We start from the raw sequence: 20,392 nt of genomic DNA, 5'->3' as shown, positions 1-20,392 counted from the left end.
GGCTTTTGCATGGGGTTAGCAGATGCAGATTCGTGAGGCACTTACCTTTGACGACGTACTCTTGGTTCCGGGCGCATCTACGGTGCTGCCTGCAACGGCGGATACGACAACGCGCGTGACGCGCGAGATCACCATGAACATCCCGCTGCTGAGCTCGGCCATGGACACGGTGACCGAAGCGCGCATGGCTATCGCAATGGCGCAGGCGGGTGGCATCGGGGTTATTCACAAGAACCTGACGGTCGAAGAACAGGCGCGCGAAGTGCGTCGGGTCAAGCGGTTTGAATCCGGGATCGTGTACAACCCCGTCACCCTGCGTGCGGATCAGACGCTGGCGGATGCTCAGGCGCTGGTTCAGCGGTATAACTTCACCGGTTTCCCGGTTGTCGACGATGAAGGCCGTGTCGTTGGCATCGTAACCAACCGCGACATGCGCTTTGCCACTTCGGACGATACCCCGATCAAGGCGATGATGACCGCCGACAACCTGGCGATGTTGCAGGAACCTGCCGATCTGGAAGAAGCCAAGAGCCTTATGCGCGCCCGCCGCATCGAGAAGCTGCTGGTGGTCGATGGCGCGGGTAAGCTGACCGGCCTGCTGACTCTGAAAGATACAGAACAAGCGGTGCTGAACCCGACCGCTTGCAAGGACCGGCTGGGCCGTTTGCGGGTGGCTGCGGCGACCTCGGTTGGCGATGCCGGTTTTGAGCGGTCCGAACAGTTGGTGGATTCGGGTGTCGACATTATTGTGGTCGACACAGCTCACGGCCACTCGCAGGGCGTTCTTGATGCGGTGAAACGTGTGAAAACCCTATCGAACGAGGTTCAGATCATCGCAGGAAACGTTGCCACGGGCGAGGCCACCAAAGCACTGATTGATGCGGGCGCGGACGCAATCAAGGTCGGTATTGGGCCGGGTTCAATCTGCACCACGCGGATGGTTGCAGGCGTTGGTGTGCCTCAGCTGACGGCGATCATGGACTGCGCGTCGGCTGCCGGAGATGTTCCGGTCATTGCGGACGGCGGTATCAAGTTCTCAGGCGATTTCGCGAAGGCTATCGCGGCCGGTGCGTCCTGCGCTATGGTCGGCTCGATGATCGCTGGCACGGATGAAAGCCCGGGTGAGGTAATCCTGTATCAGGGTCGCTCGTTCAAATCCTATCGCGGCATGGGCAGCCTTGGCGCGATGGCGCGCGGTTCGGCCGATCGCTATTTCCAGAAAGACGCGGCGAACGACAAGCTGGTGCCTGAAGGGATCGAGGGGCAGGTGCCGTACAAGGGTTCCGCCAGTGCGGTTGTTCACCAACTGGTTGGCGGTCTGCGCGCGGCGATGGGCTATACCGGTTGCGCGACCGTGGAAGAGATGCGCAAAAACTGCAACTTCGTCAAAATCACCGGCGCGGGCCTGAAGGAAAGCCATGTGCATGACGTGCAGATCACCCGCGAAAGCCCGAACTATCGGGTGATGTAAGTCAACTGAGTTTGCAACGCGGCGCCCCAACGCGGGCGCCGTTTTGCGTTTTGGCCCACCAAGGGCGCCACGAAATCGGAAATCCCCATGACCCCAGCAGCGCGTGTTCAGGCTTCGATTGAAATTCTCGACGATATTCTCGCCGGTGCACAGGTCGAGAAAGCCTTAACAGGTTGGGCGCGGCGCAGCCGGTTTGCAGGATCGAAAGACCGCGCGGCGGTGCGAGACCATGTGTTTCAGGCATTGCGCTGCAAACGCTCATTTGCGGCCCTGGGTGGCTCGGACACGGGACGTGGGCTGATGATAGGGGCACTGCGTGCTGGCGGTGAAGCCCCCGAAGCGCTGTTCACCGGCGAACGGCATGCGCCAGAACCATTGGTCGAGGCTGACGCGACGCGCGCCTTCCAGTCGGATGCGGAACGCTATGACATCCCCGAATGGCTTTGGCCGCGCTTTCAAGCGTCGCTGGGCGATCAGGCCGAGGCAGCAGCGCAAGTGCTGCAAAGCCGCGCGCCGGTTCATCTGCGCGCCAACCTTGCCAAAACCGACCGGGCCGGCGCAATTGCATCGCTCGCCGTCGAGGGGATCAAAGCGCAGCCGCATCCAGCGTGCGACACCGCGCTTGAAGTTACCGAAGGTGCGCGAAAGATCGCTCAAAGCCGTGCCTACAACGATGGGTTGGTCGAGCTGCAGGACGCGGCCAGTCAGGCCGTTGTCGAGGCGCTTGAGTTGCGACCGGGGTTGAGGGTGCTGGACTATTGTGCCGGTGGAGGGGGCAAGTCTCTTGCGCTCGCCGCGCATAAGGGCGTTAAGGTCTACGCGCATGATGTGAACATCGGACGTATGCGCGACCTACCGGCCCGGGCGGAACGGGCAGGGGTGCGTGTGACCTGTCTTGCCCCAGAGGAAGTCTCCAAACAGGCGCCGTTTGATATTGTGCTGACGGATGCCCCGTGCTCGGGCAGTGGGTCGTGGCGTCGTGCACCTGCGGGGAAGTGGGCACTGACTGAAGAGGGGTTGGGCGCGCTGAACGACCTGCAATCTGAGATCATAGGCAAAGCGGCGCAGTTGGTTGGGCCGGGTGGCGTTTTGGCCTATGCAACCTGCTCAATGCTCGAATGCGAAAATGGTGCCATCGTCGACAAGTTCAGGCAAGACAACCCGGATTGGACCGAGACGTTTCGAAAAACGTGGCTTGTGACACACGGTGCTGATGGCTTCTTTTCGGTGCACTTGACGCGGTAGTGCATCAGTGAAAAACAACTCAAGGTGGAATTCTCCGCGCTCTTTAAGAGGGCGTTAACCTTATTTGGGCTGAGTGTGACTACGCCTTTCAACTTGAGTTGTTTATGTCAGAAACTGCTGAGATTTATTCCGAACCCAGTTTTCGAAAAACTCCCGCCCTTTCACGTCTTGCCCCGCTGATAGTTCTGGGTTCCTTGCTGATCTTGACCCCATTTGCGGGGCTTTTGCCCAGAGTATGGAACACGGGATTTGTGGTTGCCGGTATCTCATTGCTGGTCGCAGGTCTGTTGGTGGTTATGCGCGGGCAATTTGCCGATTGGTCCGCCCGAACGTCGGCAGATGTGATGGCCTTGTTCGCAGAGCAAGATCTGTTTCCTACGGTGGTCGCAACCGGCAATGGCGTCATCCTGACGGCGAATTCTCGAGCTCGTGCGCAGATACATGCCTTTCCCGGCGCGCGTCTTGAGCAGTGCTTGAAGTCCGTGTTTGCGAACCCCGCGCCCATCCTGCTGCGGCTGCAATCTGCCGCTGAAATTCACGGTAAGACCCGCGAAGACATTGTAACTGTGGGAACGACAGTCCCGATCTCGGTATTCAGCGTCGGGCACAATGTGTTTTGTTGGCGCTTCCATCTGGACGAGAAGGGGCAGTGGGACAGTGCCGCAATACCGGTGCTGACAGAAGGCCGGAACGGAACAGTTCTGCGTGTCAACGGCGTCGCTGAAACGGTGCTGGGGTGCAGGCCGAACAATCTTGGTCAGGTTTTCCCAGATAGTGTCCCGTCACCCGGAGACATCGCATTGGCAGAGACCGCCGCTGGGCAGGTGCCGATGACCATCTCAGAGCTTTCAAACTCGGGCACCGTACGTGATCTGCTTTTACTGCCGCTGAACTCTGCCGGGACACAAAGCAGCGATGCACGTTTTGCCGATTTGCCCGTACCCGTGATGTGTCTGACGCCTGAGGGCGAGATTTTGGACGCCAACCGCATGGCCACCAACTTGATCGGAGAGATTGAACCCGGCCAAACGAGCGTCTCAAATATCATGCACGGCCTAGGATACCCGATTCAAGACTGGTTGGCTCGTGTGGCCAACCAGGATGACGCCCCAAGTTCGGAATTTCTGCGTCTGAGCCGTCAGGACAAAGAGATGTTCGTTCAGGTCACGCTGAACCGTGTCGTGAACAAAGGGCGGGTCTGCCTGATTGCGGTGCTAAACGATGCAACCGAGCTCAAGACGCTTGAGGCGCAGTTTGTGCAGGGGCAAAAAATGCAGGCTGTTGGTCAGCTTGCTGGTGGCGTGGCGCATGATTTCAACAACCTGCTGACTGCGATTTCGGGGCATTGTGACCTTTTGCTGTTGCGGCATGATCAGAACGATCCGAATTACGGCGACCTTGTCCAGATAAACCAAAACGCAAACCGGGCGGCGGCTCTGGTCAGCCAACTGTTGGCGTTCTCGCGGAAACAGACCCTGCAACCCGAGGTACTGGACCTGCGTGACACGATCTCGGATCTCATTCATCTGTTGAACCGGCTGGTTGGTGAAAAGGTCCGGCTGACACTCAGCCATGACCCGGTGCTCAAGCCCGTGCGCGCCGACAAGCGGCAGTTGGAGCAGGTCTTCATGAACCTTGTCGTGAACGCACGGGATGCGATGCCCGAAGGCGGCGAAGTACGGATTGAGACTGAAGTGGTTTCGTTGAGCGAACCCCTCAGACGTGATCGCGCGACTGTGCCACCAGGCGAATTCGTGACCGTTAAGGTGATCGACAGCGGCACCGGAATCCCGGCGGACAAGCTGCAAAAAGTGTTCGAGCCGTTTTATACTACCAAGCGCACCGGTGAAGGCACGGGGCTCGGTTTGTCCACTGTCTATGGTATCGTCAAACAGACCGGCGGCTTCATCTTTGTTGATAGCATTCAGGGCAAAGGGACCGAGTTCACAGTCTATTTGCCGGTCTCGGTTGCGCCCAGGGCAGCGGACGAAGATACCGCCGCGTTGCCCGAAAGCCCAAGTGTCCGGCAAGGGGAGGGCGTCGTTCTCCTGGTAGAAGATGAAGCCCCGGTTCGCGCCTTTGCAACGCGGGCATTGCGTTTAAAAGGCTATACAGTGCTAGAGGCGGGATCCGCCGAAGAGGCACTGCATCTGCTTGAAGACGGATCGTTGAATGTAGATGCTTTCGTCACGGATGTGGTTATGCCGGGTATGGACGGACCGACCTGGGTGCGCAAGGCGATGGAGACGCGTCCGGATGTCCGGGTGATCTTTATGTCCGGATACACCGAAGGGGCGTTCGGGGATTCGGGTCCAGAGATTGCCAATTCTACCTTCTTGCCTAAGCCATTTTCCCTGACCCAACTGACCGAGACGGTGTTTCAGCAGCTCAACTAAAGCGCGGCGTCGTGGCAGGCAAACTCGGCGGCGTGTTGGGCGCGGAACTTCGCTTCGGTTTCTGGATGCAAATCTAACGCGCGCACCGGCGAGACATTTTCCCGCTCCAATGTGATCTCGATGTTCAATCGGTCCTGAAGGAAATTCAGGATATTGTCCTGGTTCTCGTATTTGAAAACGTGTTTGGCACCGAACCCGTTGTTTCTTGTTCTGAAGAACTGGCTCTGACTGCCAACATCCGCGAATTCGGGGCGCGGGGTCTGCGTATAGGCCTGAACGAAGTCATCAAAACTCATGTCCCGGGTTGAATGCGGATGACCGATGCGATCATCCCGGCTGCGGTATTTGTACCAGCTGCCCAGCCAGTCAATCGGTTCCCGCACGACTGCCATGATCTCCATTTCGGTGTCGTACATTTTACGAAAAATGTTCTGAAAAAACCTGTCATAGCGGCGCACCGGAGCATGTTTCAACTCGGGCGGGCCCGTCACGACAAAGTCGGCACGATGGCTCAGGGCAGTGTGATAAGCGGTGCTACCTGTTTTGGGAACAGCCAGAAACGCAAGTCGTTCCTTATAGAAAACAAGCATTTAATTGCCCTTTGTCGAGGAATTTTCCAAGCGCAGATTGGCGTAAACGACTCTTTAACACAATTGCCCAACAGTAAGTTCTGTAAGTTTTAGTTGAAATGTTCTCTTTTTGGTCCCATAAGGAACAAGAGGCGAACAAAGCAGCGATTGCCGCCCGATCAAGGGTGTGACAAAAGAGAAGGCGACAGGACAATGGCGGATCTTCTGACAATGAGCGACAAGAAAAACGCAGACAAGCAAAAGGCGCTCGACAGCGCGCTGGCTCAAATCGAACGGCAGTTCGGCAAGGGCTCGATCATGAAGCTGGGCGAAGACGCCAAGCAGGACATCGATGCCAGCTCGACCGGGTCTTTGGGCCTGGACATTGCGCTGGGGATCGGCGGTCTGCCGATGGGCCGGATTGTTGAAATCTATGGCCCGGAAAGCTCGGGTAAAACGACGCTGACGCTGCACTGCATTGCAGAACAGCAAAAGCGCGGCGGGGTTTGCGCCTTTGTGGACGCGGAACACGCGCTGGACCCGCAATATGCCCGCAAGCTGGGAGTGGATCTGGACGAGTTGCTGATCTCGCAGCCCGACACAGGTGAACAAGCGCTTGAGATCACCGATACGCTGGTACGGTCCGGCGCTGTGAACATGGTTGTCGTCGACTCGGTTGCGGCGCTGACACCAAAATCCGAGCTTGAAGGCGACATGGGCGATAGCAATGTGGGTGTTCAGGCCCGCTTGATGAGCCAGGCAATGCGCAAGCTGACCGGCTCGATCAGCCGCTCGAACTGCATGGTGATCTTCATCAACCAGATTCGGATGAAGATCGGCGTGATGTTTGGCAGCCCGGAAACCACCACCGGTGGTAACGCGCTGAAGTTCTACAGCTCGGTTCGTCTTGACATTCGCCGCATCGGCGCGATCAAGGATCGCGATGAGGTCGTCGGCAACCAGACCCGCGTCAAAGTGGTCAAGAACAAGGTGGCGCCGCCGTTCAAACAGGTGGAATTCGACATCATGTATGGCGAAGGCATCAGCAAAATGGGTGAGCTTCTGGATCTGGGCGTCAAAGCCGGTGTGGTCGAAAAGTCTGGCTCGTGGTTCAGCTATGGCGATGAGCGTATCGGGCAGGGGCGTGAGAACGCGAAACAATACCTGCGCGACAACAGCCGTATCGCGCTGGACATTGAAGACAAGATTCGAGCAGCACACGGTCTGGATTTCGATATGCCGCCGGGTGCCGCTGAAGAGGATGACATCCTCGAGGCGTAATGGCTTAGTAAGAAAACAAGAACAGGGCGGCCCATCTGGCCGCCTTGTTTCGTTCCGCGCACCCTAGGCTGTGGACTATCCTTGGGGACAGGGATAAACCCGTTTCGGAACAAATTGATTGCGCGCCGAGAGAGCCTTATGCCCACGCTGAACGATATCCGCTCAACTTTTCTGAATTATTTTGCCAAACAGGGTCATGAAGTGGTCGCGTCCAGCCCGCTGGTCCCGCGCAATGACCCAACTTTGATGTTTGTCAACTCGGGCATGGTTCAGTTCAAGAACCTGTTCACCGGTGTTGAAACCCGCGACTATCAGCGCGCCACAACCGCGCAGAAATGTGTGCGGGCCGGTGGCAAGCACAATGACCTCGACAACGTGGGCTACACCGCGCGCCACCATACGTTTTTTGAGATGCTGGGCAACTTCTCGTTTGGGGACTACTTCAAGCATGATGCGATCCCGTTCGCGTGGGAACTCATCACCAAGGAATTCGGCATCGACAAGAACCGCCTGCTGACAACGGTGTACCACACCGATGACGAGGCGTTCGAAATCTGGAAACAGGTCGGCGTACCCGAAGACCGGATCATCCGCATCGCGACCAGCGACAATTTCTGGCAGATGGGCCCAACCGGCCCCTGTGGTCCGTGCACAGAGATTTTTTATGACCACGGCGATCACATCTGGGGTGGCCCTCCGGGTTCGGCCGAGGAAGACGGTGATCGGTTCATCGAGATCTGGAACATCGTTTTCATGCAGAATGAGCAGTTCGAAGACGGCTCGATGGTGGAACTCGACATGCAGTCGATCGACACCGGCATGGGGCTGGAGCGTATCGGCGCTCTGCTGCAAGGCAGCCATGACAACTATGACACCGATCTGTTCAAAACGCTGATCGAGGCATCTGCTGAAGCGACCGGCGTTGATCCGTATGGTGACCAGAATGTGCACCACCGGGTGATCGCGGACCACCTGCGTTCGACCTCGTTCCTGATTGCAGATGGGGTCATGCCCAGCAACGACGGGCGCGGTTATGTCCTGCGCCGGATCATGCGTCGCGCCATGCGGCATGCGCATCTGTTGGGCGCGAAAGACCCGGTCATGCACCAGCTGGTGCCGACTCTGGTGCAGTTGATGGGCGCGCAATATACCGAGCTTGGTCAGGCGCAGCCGTTGATCGAAGAAACGCTGCTGCTGGAAGAAACCCGGTTCAAACAGACGCTCGACCGCGGACTGAAGCTGCTGGACGACGAAGTGGCTGGCCTGCCTGAAGGCGCGGCCTTGCCCGGCGATGCGGCGTTCAAACTGTATGACACATACGGATTCCCGCTGGACCTGACGCAGGACGCCCTGCGCGAAAAGGGCCGGACCGTGGACACGGATGGGTTCGACGCCGCGATGGCAGAACAAAAAGCCAAGGCCCGCGCGGCCTGGGCCGGATCAGGCGAGGCCGCCGATCAGGCGGTTTGGTTCGACGTTCTGGATTGCGCCGGAGCGACCGACTTCCTAGGCTACGACACCGAAAAGGCCGAAGGCCAAATCGCGGCTTTGGTCGTGGACGGTGCTTTGGTCGACACGATCGAAAAGGGCGGTACCGGCTGGGTCATCGTCAACCAGACGCCGTTTTATGGTGAGGCCGGTGGTCAGGTCGGTGACACCGGTGAAATCCGTCGTCTTGAAGAACGCGATGACATGGCGCGCGTGGAAGACACGAAGAAATTCGCGGACGGCAAGGTTTACGCCCATAAGGTGACCGTGGATCATGGCACGTTGTCAAAGGGAGATGCGGTTGAGCTTGAGGTTGATCACACTCGCCGTACCGCCATTCGTGCCAATCACTCGGCAACTCACTTGCTGCACGAAGCTCTGCGCGAGACGCTGGGGGATCATGTTGCACAGCGCGGGTCGCTGAACGCGGCGGATCGGTTGCGGTTCGATTTCAGCCATTCCAAGGCATTGAGCCGTGAGGAAATCCAGAAGGTCGAGCGGGACGTCAATGACTTCATCCGCCAGAACTCGACCGTTGAAACACGGATCATGACGCCGGACGATGCACGCGAACTGGGTGCGCAGGCGTTATTTGGCGAGAAGTATGGCGACGAAGTCCGCGTTGTTTCGATGGGCAAGGCTCCGACGGGCAAGGGTCAGGACGGTGAAACCTGGTCGATTGAACTTTGCGGTGGCACACATGTGCGCCAAACTGGCGACATCGGCACCTTTGTTGTCCTGGGCGACAGCGCCAGCAGCGCTGGTGTGCGCCGGATCGAAGCGTTGACCGGTGATGACGCCCTGCGCCACTTGTCGCAGCAGGATCAACGGCTGGGGCAGATTGCGTCAGAGCTCAAGGCACAACCGGATGATGTTGTGACCCGGGTTAAGGCGTTGATGAGTGAGCGAAAAGCGCTTCAGAATGAAGTAGATCAATTGCGCCGTGATTTGGCGATGGCAAGCCAACAACGCTCGGCAGACTCAGTTGGCAGTGCTTTCGACTTCGAACACGAAGGGTTAAAAGTAGAGATCAAATTCTTCAAAAATCTTCCGTCTAAACAGCTTCGGGAAGTCGTTGACCGATTGAAGCGAGAGCATGCAGCTGATGCTTTTATTGTCGTCGGAAGTGAAGGGAAGAAAACAGGGATTGCAGCGGGGGTGAAGGACGAGTTTACCAACAAGGTTTCCGCGGTAGATCTTGTAAAACCGATTGTGCTTGCATGGGGTGGTAAAGGTGGCGGAGGTCGACCTGATTTAGCACAAGGTGGAGCAGCCATTGATCTCTCTGATTCCAATGGCGCAGAGATTGAACGATTTGTTATCAATGCGGTTTCTGGAGGATAAGATGCCTGCACTTTGGATTGCACATGTATCCGTGACTGACGCAGATGCCTATGCGAAGTACGCGGAACTCGCCGGGCCCGCGATCGCAAAGCATGGCGGAACGTTCATCGCCCGCGCTGCGCGGTATGTACAGCTTGAAGGGAAAGAGCGGCCGCGAAACGTGGTTGCTCGATTCCCGTCGGTCGAGGCGGCGGTCGAATGCTACAATTCTCCCGAATACCAGCAGGCCCTGGACCATGCCCGTGGCGCGAGTGAGCGCGAACTTGTAGTTGTCGAGATCACCGAATAACGCCACGATGGGGCTGACAAGCACAGAATCCGCCCATCGTATCGCTTGATGGGCGGATTTCAGCCGAACATATCACGATTTGAAAATGTGGTATTGTGGCAACTTTGAACGTTGTCTGAATCTTTTTGATTCCAGAGCCTTAACTGAATTCCGTGTGGGCCTTGAAGTGGTTTCCCGCCCAGATTGTGGCGGCATGCCCGCAATTCTTGCGCGAAATGGTCATATTGAGTGACGAATTTCCGCCCTTTTTCCCCTTCAGCGTCGCCTCAGATTGTACAAGCGCTACCGTTTACCGTTAGTTGGTTCTAATCGAATACGGTCCCGCTTGTCGCCAAACGACTGAGTAGACAGGGATCGAGGTACAGGCATGAAATCGTTGGATATCGGACTCGGGGCCGCTCTCGGGCGGATGGTTACATATTCAGGTCGGGCAGTGGGGATTGCTGCTTTGGTGTGCGGGGCGGTGTTTGCCGGGTCCGCAGTTGAGGCGAGCGAAGGCAAATTCATTCGCACCGTTGCGTCGTCGCCTCCGCCGTCGGGCGCCCGCCAACTGTGTCGCCAATACGCTTGGGCCTGTTCAAGCAAAGCTTCGGCGCGCATGACGTCGCAGCAAGAAATGAAAATCATTCAACGCATCAACCGTCAGGTCAACGCGACGACCCGCGCGGTGACCGATCAGGCGCAATACCGTACCAGCGAGCGGTGGGCTCTGCCGACCTCGCGTGGTGGCGATTGCGAAGACTTTGCGTTGTTGAAGAAACGCGATCTTATCCGGGCTGGCGTTGATCCAAGCAAATTGCTGATCGCCACAGTGCTGGATACGAAACGCAACGCACATGCTGTTTTGGTCTATCGCTCTGCTTCCGGGGATCTGGTGCTGGATAATCTGACCGATCGGATCAAGCCCTGGTCAGCGACGCGCTACCTATTCCTTCGGATGCAGGACCCGCGGAAGCCCAGCAGTTGGGTCGGTGTTTACGGCCGCAGTTAAGGCTCCGTCTTTCTTCTAAAATAGCCATCAGGGGCGACCACTTGGTCGCCCCTTTGTATTTTTGGCCATAGCAATAGTGCTGCCCTGAACTTTTCTCGCACCGCAGCCTAAAGGGATTGGCTGCGCAGGCTGCGCTGCATGTCAGTTCGTTACAGCGTGCCGCCGCTTCCGTCGCTGCCGCCACCGGCTGATCCGCCGCCGCCGCTGCCATCGCTTCCGCCGCCGCCGTCACCGCCGCCGCTGCCATCGCTGCCGCCGCCGCCGTCACCGCCGCCGCTGCCATCGCTTCCGCCACCGCCGCCGCCGTCATTGTCGCCGCCGTTGCCGCTGCCGCTGTCAGAGTTGCCTCCGCCATTGCTGCCGCCGTTGCCGTCGCCGCTGTTGGAGTTGCCGCCGTCGTTGCTACCGCCGTTTCCGTCACCGCTGTTGGAGTTGCCGCCGCCATTGCTGCCGCCATTCCCGTCGCCGCTGTCAGAGTTGCCGCCGTCGTTGCTGCCGCCGCTGCCGCTGCCGCTATTGTTGTCTGCGCCACCGTTGCTGCCGCCGCTGCCATTGCTGCCACCGCCGTTGCTGCCGCCTGTGCCGCCACCGGATCCACCGCTGCCGCCGCCGGTGTTACCACCGCCACCGCCGCCGCCAGATCCGCCGTCGTCGCCTCCGGACCCGCCGTTACCGCCGTCGCCGCCGTCACGAGTTTCGCCGCCGCGGGTGGTGGTTGCGCCCGCTCCGCCCGAGCTACCGTTGCCGCTGTCCGACGCACTTGCAGTGCTTGCTGCGCCACGATTTTCATTATCGTCGTTGCGCGTATCGTTCCGAACAGTTGCGGTTGGGATGTCAGTCAAAACCGCCGCGAACAGTGGGCAGGCCTGAGAGGTGCGGGCCAGAATATCCTCAAAATCAGCGCGACGCTGGATGTACCGCAGCATCCGTTTATCGACCACTTTGCAACCACAAAGCGTTTCGGTGGATACGGATTGACGGGCTGTTTTGACGTTACAGGTTTCTGCTGCATATGCCGCGCCAGTTGCCATGAATGGGAATGTCGCGGATACAAATACAAACGAATATAAACGGGACCTTACGCGCATAGCGCTACTCCTTTAAACTCATTACTTACACCTAAGAACTAAGTAATTGTGCCACAAAATAGACAAAAATACATCCGTATCCTGCCTCATTTTTCTTTGGGCTGTCACTACCCGAGACAAAGAAACGCGCAACCTATTGGCGAAACTGTATGAAAAACAACAAAAAAGCCCGTTCGAGCAGCGGGCTGTTTTGAAGTCAAAATAGTCAAAATGGAAGCAAAAATGCCACATCAGGCCCATTGTTCCGCTTGCGGAAACAGTGAGCCTGAGATGCTTAAGCCGACTTTGCCATCCGTTTCCGCTCGTGCGGATCAAGGTAGCGTTTGCGCAGGCGAATGGCGTTTGGTGTAACCTCAACCAATTCGTCATCGTCGATGTATGCAATCGCTTCTTCCAACGAGAACTGAATATGCGGAGTGAGGCGCACGGCGTCATCCGAACCGCTGGCGCGTACGTTTGTCAGCTTTTTGCCTTTAAGCGGGTTCACTTCCAGATCGTTGTCGCGCGAATGCTCACCGATCACCATGCCCTGATACACGTCGGTTTGCGGGGCGACGAACATCCGACCACGCTCTTCCAGGTTCCAAAGGGCATAGGCCACGGCCTGGCCGTTCTCCATCGAGATCAGAACCCCGGCACGACGACCCGGGATGGGACCTTTATGGGCCGCCCAGCCGTGGAACACGCGGTTCAGAACGCCGGTGCCACGGGTGTCGGTCAGAAACTCACCGTGATAGCCGATCAAACCCCGAGACGGGACGTGAGCGATGATGCGGGTCTTGCCTGCACCTGCGGGGCGCATTTCAGCCAGTTCGCCTTTGCGCGCGCCGGTGATCTTTTCGATTACAGCGCCCGAGTATTCATCGTCGACGTCGATTGTGACTTCTTCGATGGGTTCCATCCGCTGGCCGTTTTCTTCGCGGAACAGAACCTGCGGGCGCGAGATGCTGAGCTCGAACCCTTCGCGGCGCATGTTCTCGATCAGAACGCCCATCTGGAGTTCACCGCGACCGGCAACCTCAAAGGCTTCGCCGCCTGGGGTGTCGGTAATGCGGATTGCAACGTTCGATTCGGCCTCTTTCATCAGGCGATCGCGGATGACGCGCGACTGGACCTTCTTCCCGTCACGACCGGCCAGCGGCGAGTCGTTGATACCGAAGGTCACGGTGATGGTCGGCGGATCGATGGGCTGAGCGGGCAGGGCCTCCTCAACCTGAGGGGAAACAAGCGAATCTGCCACAGTCGCTTTGCTCATGCCCGCGATGGTGACGATGTCGCCAGCTTCGGCAACATCGATAGGCTGTTGGGCGAGGCCACGGAACGCCAGGATTTTCGACGCGCGGAAGTTTTCGATCAGCGTGCCGTCGCGGGACAGGGCCTTGAGGCTGTCACCTGCCTTCAGCGTGCCGCTTTCCACACGACCGGTCAGGATGCGGCCGATGAACGGATCGCTGCCCAGCGTAGTTGCCAGCATACGGAAGGGTTCATCTTTCTTGTCCGCCTGTTTCGGCGCGGGGACGTGGTCGACGATCAGGTCGAATAGGGCGGTCAGGTCCTTGCGGGGGCCGTCCAGTTCCATGTCTGCCCAACCGGAACGTCCCGAGGCGTACATGGCTGGGAAATCCAGTTGCTCATCATCAGCGCCAAGGTTGGCGAACAGGTCAAAGCATTCGTCCAGCGCGCGGTCAGGCTCGGCATCGGGTTTGTCGACCTTGTTCAGAACCACGATCGGGCGCAGGCCCAGCGCAAGCGCTTTCGAAGTCACGAACTTGGTCTGCGGCATCGGGCCTTCGGCTGCGTCAACCAGCAGGACAACGCCGTCAACCATCGAGAGGATACGCTCGACCTCACCACCGAAGTCGGCGTGGCCGGGGGTGTCGACGATGTTGATCCGCGTACCTTTCCACTCAACACTGGTGGCTTTGGCCAGGATGGTGATCCCGCGCTCGCGCTCCAGATCGTTGCTGTCCATGGCGCGCTCGGCCACGGCTTGATTTTCCCGGAACGCGCCGGATTGTTTGAGCAGCTCATCCACCAGGGTCGTTTTACCGTGGTCCACGTGAGCGATGATTGCGATATTGCGCAGGTCCATGAGAGGTCAGCCTTTGAACGGGAAGTTGCCGCGCGCATAGCGCGGTTTGACCAAATAGGCCAGCCCTAACCGGCGGTCAGTGGCCCGCAGTCTTGGAAAACAGGTGAATGATCAGGATTCCGGTCAAAATCATTGCCAAACCGATCACCGCAGGCCAGTCCAGTCGCTGACCGAACACTATGAACCCGATGATGGCGATCAGCACAATCCCGAGACCCGACCAGATGGCATAGACAATGCCGACAGGCATGTATTTCAGGGTCAGCCCCAACAGGTAGAAGGCGACGCCATAGCCCAAAACGACCAGCACCGATGGCCAGAACCGGCTAAACTGCTGACTGGCCTGCAACGCCGTCGTGCCAATCGTTTCGGCGATCACCGCCAGCAAGAGGATCAAATAAGCTTTGGGCACAGGATGTCTCAGTCTGGGTTTCCTGCGCCCGGTTGAGCACGAAATCTTACTGGGCGGCAAGTGAATTTTTGTGGCCCGCCAACGAATTTCAAACGCAAGTACCCAGATGGAAACGAGCCTTCGCTGGTCAGGATAACCGTACTGTTTCAAAAGAAAAAAGCTTGGTATCCATATCGTGTTTCGAGTGATTTCTTTGCGAGTATTTTTTGTGACCAGATTTGCATTATCCGTTATTGCGGCTTCGGCTTTGATCGTAACGTTTGGTTGGCTGGCAGGCGAAGCGCCTGCTGACAATAATGCAACCAAGAGGGGGCAACATCCGGTCACCCAACCGGGTTGAGCGCTTAGAAGCGATCAGCCCGGTGCTTTTTCCGTAAAAAAGGCGCTCAATTGCGGGCGCAACCATGCCCAAAGGTCCGGTGCGCCGCGCTGAACCGGTGTGCCCACACGTTGTTCGATCTGGGCAAAGGTCACGTCGAAATCCACCCATGATCCGCCGCCCGTTTCCAGATTGCCAATTGGCGTTTGAAACCGGTCTATGGCCTTTGCAAAACGCGCATCTGCAGAGTCGGCGGCCTCGAACTCTTGCCAGAGCGACATGAATGCCTGCTGCGGAGCGTCGGGCAGCAGTCCGAACAACCTCTCGGCAGCGGCTTGTTCTTCGGCCTCTTGTGCGGCGTGGTCGACTTGACCGTGGATGGGGTGATCACCGGCATCGATCTCGACGATGTCGTGTAGCAAAAGCATGTGCAGCACGCGATCCATGGAAACGCCGGGTTGGGCATATTCCGCCAACACCCAGGCAAACAGCATAATGTGCCACGAGTGTTCGGCTGAGTTCTCAAACCGCTCACCGGACAACAGGCGCGAGGCGCGGTAGACGGATTTCAGTTGATCCGCTTCGGTCAAAAACGCCAGTCGTTCCGAGAACGTCGTCTCGGGCACGGGTTGACTGTGTAGCAGAGCGGTTGCCAGAGCGTGGGCTTCGGGGAGCTCCTGCGCCAGATAAGCGGCGCGCCCGTCTCGTAGATTGTCCCGGGCGACCTCTACGTGCTCTGGATTCGGAGCCGGAGCGCACAAAACCTGAAACAGCGGCTGGCAACGGTCCAGATACTTGGCGAATTTAGCGTCCGGAGTTTTGTCAGCCTCGAACTCCTCCCACAGGGCCTGAAAGGCAGTGGCCTGATCATTGGGAAGCAGGCCGAACAGTTCGTCCGCGGCTGCGCGTTCCGCACGTTCGACAGCCGCCCAGTCGGTCTGCAGATGGATGGGGTGATCGCCGACAACGATTTCGACCAGATCATGCAGAAGCAGCATTTGAATGACCCGGTTGATGTCGACATCATCAGCTGCCAGCGGCTGCATCACTAAAGCCCACAGAGCAAGGTGCCAGCTGTGTTCGGCAGAGTTCTCGGGCCGCGACTGGTCAAGTAGGGCGTTGGCGCGATCGACTGACTTCAGCCTGTCCGCGCGTTTCAGGAATTCAAGTTGCGCGGACAGTCTTTCGGTCATTTCTTTTCAATCGCTTTCACTTGGGATCGGTGCTTGGTCAGCGTGTCTATGACGAATTTGCGGGCCTTGCGTTCTGCGAGGCGTACACGAATTTCGGTCAGGAATGCCTCTTCCAAGGTCTGAGAGGACGCGCCCAACAGCTCGCCCACCTCGACAAAGAAACGGTCGTTGCCCGTTTCATCCATAACTTTCATCGTGTCCTCGGCCAGCTTGGCGGCGAGGGTGCTGATGGTGTCTGACATTAGCGCGTGTTCTCGGTCAGTCGACGCTTAACATAGTCGCTGACATCGGTGATCAGCGTGTCCATGTGGCGATCCTGGAAGAAGTGATCGGCACCTTCGACCTCGTTATGAGTGATGGTGATGCCCTTTTGCTCATGCAGTTTGTTCACCAACGCGGTGGTGTCTGCGGGCGGGGCGACGCGGTCGGCCGAGCCGTTGATGATCAGGCCCGAAGACGGGCAGGGCGCCAGAAACGAGAAGTCGTACATATTGGCAGGCGGCGACACGCTGATGAAGCCCGTGATCTCGGGGCGGCGCATCAAAAGCTGCATGCCGATCCAGGCCCCGAACGAGAAGCCGGCGACCCAGCAGTGCTTCGAGTTGTTGTTCATCGACTGCAGGTAGTCCAGCGCCGAGGCGGCATCGCTCAGCTCGCCCACGCCCTGGTCGTATTCGCCCTGGCTGCGGCCAACACCGCGGAAGTTAAAGCGCAACACGGTGAAGCCCATGTTGTAGAACGCATAATGCAGGTTATAGACGACCTTGTTGTTCATGGTCCCGCCGAATTGTGGGTGCGGGTGCAACACGATGGCGATCGGTGCGTCTTTTTCCTTTTGCGGGTGGTAGCGGCCTTCCAGGCGGCCTTCGGGTCCGGGAAAAATCACCTCGGGCATGTGTGCTTTGGTCCTGTCTTTTTCTTCCGGGTGCTACGATATACTTGACGATTATCGTAAGGCACCTTAGAACGGTTCTAATTGTGATGCTTTGCGCAAGGCGCTGCCTGTCGGAGATACGCACTGGCGGCGGCGGCGTCAATGTTTTCGCGTATAACCTGCCATAAGGGAAAGACAATGAAGCTTTCGACGAAGGGTCGTTACGCGATGGTCGCATTGGCTGACATTGCCTTGCAGCCCTCTGAAGGGTTGGTAACGCTAAGCGAGATCTCTGAACGTCAGGACATTTCACTCCCGTATCTCGAACAGCTTTTCGTCAAGCTGCGCCGGGCCGAGCTTGTGTCATCCGTGCGCGGTCCGGGCGGTGGGTATCGTCTGGCGCGCCCTGCGTCCGAGATTCGGGTGGTCGAGATTTTGGCTGCGGTGGATGAGACCGTGGATGCGCTGCAAAAAGGTGCGGGTGCGTCCGGGGCGTCTTCGGGAAGCCGGGCGCAATCGCTGACCAACCGTTTGTGGGAAAGCCTCAGCGCGCATGTCTATGTGTTTCTGCATCAGACGCGTTTGTCCGACGTGATCAAGAACGATCTGGCGCCGTGTCCGGCCGTGCCCAGCCTGTTTTCCGTCGTGGATGAGTGATCCGATGCTGCCAGTGATGTGCCCAATTTGCGTTCGGGAAAAGATGTATCCATGAATCGCGTTTATCTTGATCATAACGCAACCACTCCGCTGCGCCCCGAGGCGCGCGAGGCCATGGTGGCCGCGATGGAGATGTGCGGGAATCCCTCATCTGTTCATGCCGAGGGTCGGGCGGCCAAGTCGCTGGTTGAACGCGCCCGCGCCCAGATCGCAGCGGCTTTTGGGGCGGATGGGGCGGATATCGTTTTTACCTCCGGTTCGACCGAAGGGGCAGCCTTGACGTTGGCTGGGCGGAGTTTGCACGGATCGGCGGTGGAGCATGACGCGATCCGGTCGTGGATCGTCGAAGACCTTCCGACTGCGCCCAATGGTTTGGTCGAGGTGGCCAGTCCTGAGCATTCGACTCTGCAGTTGGCCAATTCGGAAACTGGGATCGTTCAGCCGCTGCCCCAGGGGCTTGCGGTCACCGACGCCACGCAGGCGTTTGGCAAATTGCCGGTGGCCTTCAACTGGATGGGCGCGCAGATGGCACTGATTTCAGCGCATAAACTGGGCGGCCCGAAAGGGATCGGTGCGGTTGTCATGAAACGTGGCACCGATCTGCCTGCGATGATCAAAGGTGGCGGGCAAGAGATGGGTCGCCGCTCGGGCACCGAAAATGTCATTGGAATCGCGGGGTTCGGGGCCGCAGCTGAAGCAACCGCGCGGGATTTGTCGAACGGTGTTTGGGAACAGGTTCGTGAATTTAGAAATATTCTAGAAAATGCCCTTGAGGCTGGTTCTAAATCTACTATTTTTGTCGGGAAAGGTCAGGACCGCCTGCCAAATACCGCGTGTTTCGCTACTCCGGGCTGGAAGGGTGAAACGCAGGTTATGCAGATGGATTTGGCAGGGTTCGCTGTTAGTGCGGGCTCGGCCTGTTCCAGCGGCAAGGTTCGGGCCAGCGCGGTGTTGACCGCAATGGGATTTGATGAGGTGACAGCAGCCAGCGCGATCCGCGTGTCGCTGGGGCCTTTGACCACAGAAGAAGAAGTGCTGCGTTTCGCCGAAACGTGGCTTGAAAAAGAAAAGAAGCATCGCGCGCGCGCCGCGTGATCTGACGGAGGGTGTCATATGGCCGCTTTGGACCAGACCAAGGTAAAAGAGGGTGTCGATCAGGAAACCGTAGATGCGGTACGCGAGGTCGGAACCTACAAATACGGCTGGGATACAGATATCGAGATGGAATACGCCCCCAAAGGCGTAAACCCGGATATCGTAAAGCTCATCTCGGAGAAGAACGAAGAGCCCGAGTGGATGACCGAATGGCGTTTGGCTGCGTTCGAGCGTTGGACCCAGATGGAAGAGCCCAAATGGGCCATGGTGCACTATCCGCCGATCGATTTTCAGGACCAGTATTATTATGCCCGTCCGAAATCGATGGAGGAAAAGCCCAAGTCGTTGGATGAGGTCGACCCCAAACTGTTGGCTACATACGAAAAGCTGGGCATCCCTCTGAAAGAACAGATGATTCTGGCCGGCGTAGAGGGCGCCGAAGACATGCCTGCCGAGGGTCGAAAAGTTGCGGTGGACGCGGTGTTTGACTCGGTCTCGGTCGGAACGACGTTCCAGGACGAACTCGCCAAGCACGGCGTGATCTTCTGCTCGATCTCCGAGGCAATCAAAGAGCATCCTGCGCTGGTGAAGAAGTATCTGGGTACTGTCGTTCCGGTCTCGGACAACTTCTACGCAACTCTGAACTCCGCCGTGTTCTCGGACGGGTCGTTTGTTTACATCCCACCGGGCGTCCGCTGCCCGATGGAGTTGAGCACCTATTTCCGTATCAACGCGGAAAACACCGGTCAGTTCGAACGGACCCTGATCATCGCCGATAAAGGCAGCTATGTCAGCTACTTGGAGGGCTGTACTGCACCTCAGCGTGATACAGCGCAGCTTCACGCGGCTGTGGTTGAGATCATCGTCGAAGAAGATGCCGAGGTTAAGTATTCGACCGTTCAGAACTGGTTCCCCGGTGACGAGAACGGCAAGGGCGGTATCTATAACTTTGTGACCAAACGCGCCGATTGCCGGGGTGACCGGTCCAAGGTGATGTGGACGCAGGTTGAAACCGGCTCGGCCGTGACCTGGAAGTATCCGTCCTGCATCCTGCGCGGCGACGAAAGCCAGGGTGAGTTCTACTCGATCGCGATTGCCAACAACTATCAGCAGGCCGACACCGGCACGAAGATGGTTCACCTGGGCAAAAACACCAAGTCGCGGATCGTGTCCAAGGGTATCAGTGCGGGTAAAGCTCAGAACACCTATCGTGGTCTGGTCTCGATGCACCCGAAGGCCAAGGACAGCCGGAATTATACGCAGTGCGACAGCTTGCTGATTGGCGACAAATGCGGGGCACATACGGTTCCGTACATCGAGGTCAGGAATAACTCTTCCCGAGTGGAGCACGAGGCGACGACGTCCAAGGTGGACGATGATCAGCTGTTCTACTGCCGTCAGCGTGGCATGGACGAGGAAGAGGCCGTGGCACTGGTCGTCAACGGGTTCTGCAAGGACGTCCTGCAGGCACTGCCGATGGAATTCGCCATGGAAGCGCAGCAACTGGTGGCAATCAGCCTCGAAGGATCCGTGGGTTAACCCCGACTTTCCCTGAATTCAGAACATACAGGGGGCCGAGTGCCCCCTT

The 20,392-nt window shown here is 58.0% G+C and carries 17 protein-coding genes; 10 read left to right on the top strand and 7 right to left on the bottom strand.

The genetic code is table 11. The annotated features are described in order from the left end of the window. Positions 1-22: 22 nt before the first annotated feature. From guaB to ACR0MV_RS02655, 3 genes are all read left to right on the top strand, one after another. Complete coding sequence (gene guaB, locus ACR0MV_RS02665; protein ID WP_480700887.1) at positions 23-1,471, top strand: IMP dehydrogenase; 1,449 nt, start codon at positions 23-25, stop codon at positions 1,469-1,471. Between the two features lie 87 nt (positions 1,472-1,558). Continuing rightward, on the top strand, positions 1,559-2,716 hold the full coding sequence (locus ACR0MV_RS02660; RefSeq protein WP_480700886.1) for an RsmB/NOP family class I SAM-dependent RNA methyltransferase: 1,158 nt from the start codon (positions 1,559-1,561) through the stop codon (positions 2,714-2,716). A gap of 104 nt (positions 2,717-2,820) precedes the next feature. Next, the gene (locus ACR0MV_RS02655) at positions 2,821-5,112 is read left to right on the top strand and encodes an ATP-binding protein (protein ID WP_480700885.1); all 2,292 of its coding nucleotides are present in this window, start codon (positions 2,821-2,823) and stop codon (positions 5,110-5,112) included. On the opposite strand, the gene ACR0MV_RS02650 is transcribed toward ACR0MV_RS02655, so the two are convergent. Continuing rightward, entirely contained in the window at positions 5,109-5,702 is a 594-nt protein-coding gene (locus tag ACR0MV_RS02650; protein ID WP_480700884.1) for a sulfotransferase family 2 domain-containing protein, read from the bottom strand. The genes ACR0MV_RS02655 and ACR0MV_RS02650 overlap by 4 nt on opposite strands. Positions 5,703-5,894: 192 nt before the next feature. Between ACR0MV_RS02650 and recA the strand changes: the two genes are divergently transcribed. The 4 genes from recA (at position 5,895) to ACR0MV_RS02630 (ending at position 11,074) form a co-directional block, all read left to right on the top strand. Then, positions 5,895-6,962, top strand: coding sequence for a recombinase RecA (recA, locus tag ACR0MV_RS02645; protein ID WP_170424687.1), 1,068 nt, complete (start codon positions 5,895-5,897; stop codon positions 6,960-6,962). 138 nt (positions 6,963-7,100) lie between these two features. After that, positions 7,101-9,794, top strand: a complete 2,694-nt coding sequence (gene alaS / locus ACR0MV_RS02640) for an alanine--tRNA ligase (RefSeq protein ID WP_480700883.1) — start codon at positions 7,101-7,103, stop codon at positions 9,792-9,794. Position 9,795: 1 nt separating this feature from the next. Next, positions 9,796-10,083 (top strand): DUF1330 domain-containing protein, encoded by a 288-nt coding sequence (locus ACR0MV_RS02635; protein ID WP_480700882.1) that lies wholly within the window; start codon positions 9,796-9,798, stop codon positions 10,081-10,083. Positions 10,084-10,450: 367 nt separating this feature from the next. Beyond that, complete coding sequence (locus ACR0MV_RS02630; RefSeq protein WP_170424696.1) at positions 10,451-11,074, top strand: transglutaminase-like cysteine peptidase; 624 nt, start codon at positions 10,451-10,453, stop codon at positions 11,072-11,074. A gap of 149 nt (positions 11,075-11,223) precedes the next feature. Here the strand turns inward: ACR0MV_RS02630 and ACR0MV_RS02625 are convergent, their stop codons facing one another. The 6 genes from ACR0MV_RS02625 to ACR0MV_RS02600 all read right to left on the bottom strand — a co-directional run bounded on the left by ACR0MV_RS02625 (position 11,224) and on the right by ACR0MV_RS02600 (position 17,073). Then, positions 11,224-12,162, bottom strand: a complete 939-nt coding sequence (locus ACR0MV_RS02625; protein WP_480700881.1) for a hypothetical protein — start codon at positions 12,160-12,162, stop codon at positions 11,224-11,226. A 274-nt stretch (positions 12,163-12,436) separates the two neighbouring features. Beyond that, on the bottom strand, positions 12,437-14,254 hold the full coding sequence (gene typA, locus ACR0MV_RS02620) for a translational GTPase TypA (protein ID WP_480700880.1): 1,818 nt from the start codon (positions 14,252-14,254) through the stop codon (positions 12,437-12,439). Between the two features lie 76 nt (positions 14,255-14,330). Further along, positions 14,331-14,666: a DMT family transporter gene (locus tag ACR0MV_RS02615; protein ID WP_170424705.1), complete on the bottom strand. Its 336-nt coding sequence runs from the start codon at positions 14,664-14,666 to the stop codon at positions 14,331-14,333. 354 nt (positions 14,667-15,020) lie between these two features. Then, the gene (locus ACR0MV_RS02610; protein WP_170424708.1) at positions 15,021-16,178 is read right to left on the bottom strand and encodes an HD domain-containing protein; all 1,158 of its coding nucleotides are present in this window, start codon (positions 16,176-16,178) and stop codon (positions 15,021-15,023) included. Continuing rightward, positions 16,175-16,420 (bottom strand): hypothetical protein, encoded by a 246-nt coding sequence (locus ACR0MV_RS02605; RefSeq protein ID WP_170424711.1) that lies wholly within the window; start codon positions 16,418-16,420, stop codon positions 16,175-16,177. Before ACR0MV_RS02605 ends, ACR0MV_RS02610 begins: the two co-directional genes overlap by 4 nt. Beyond that, positions 16,420-17,073, bottom strand: a complete 654-nt coding sequence (locus ACR0MV_RS02600) for an alpha/beta hydrolase (RefSeq protein WP_170424714.1) — start codon at positions 17,071-17,073, stop codon at positions 16,420-16,422. Before ACR0MV_RS02600 ends, ACR0MV_RS02605 begins: the two co-directional genes overlap by 1 nt. A gap of 177 nt (positions 17,074-17,250) precedes the next feature. On the opposite strand from ACR0MV_RS02600, the gene iscR reads away from it, so the two are divergent. The 3 genes from iscR to sufB are packed head-to-tail and all read left to right on the top strand — an operon-like array spanning position 17,251 to position 20,343. Beyond that, positions 17,251-17,709, top strand: coding sequence for a Fe-S cluster assembly transcriptional regulator IscR (gene iscR / locus ACR0MV_RS02595; protein WP_480700879.1), 459 nt, complete (start codon positions 17,251-17,253; stop codon positions 17,707-17,709). A 51-nt stretch (positions 17,710-17,760) separates the two neighbouring features. Next, positions 17,761-18,804 carry a cysteine desulfurase family protein gene (locus ACR0MV_RS02590; RefSeq protein WP_480700878.1) on the top strand — a complete coding sequence of 348 codons (1,044 nt, stop codon included), beginning with the start codon at positions 17,761-17,763 and terminating at the stop codon, positions 18,802-18,804. 18 nt (positions 18,805-18,822) lie between these two features. Then, positions 18,823-20,343 carry a Fe-S cluster assembly protein SufB gene (sufB, locus tag ACR0MV_RS02585; protein ID WP_480700877.1) on the top strand — a complete coding sequence of 507 codons (1,521 nt, stop codon included), beginning with the start codon at positions 18,823-18,825 and terminating at the stop codon, positions 20,341-20,343. Positions 20,344-20,392: the final 49 nt, after the last annotated feature.

This window comes from Ruegeria sp. BC3 (assembly GCF_056539265.1).
The sequence above is the reverse complement of the archived record's forward strand: the minus strand, read 5'-3'. Positions and strand labels throughout refer to the sequence as shown.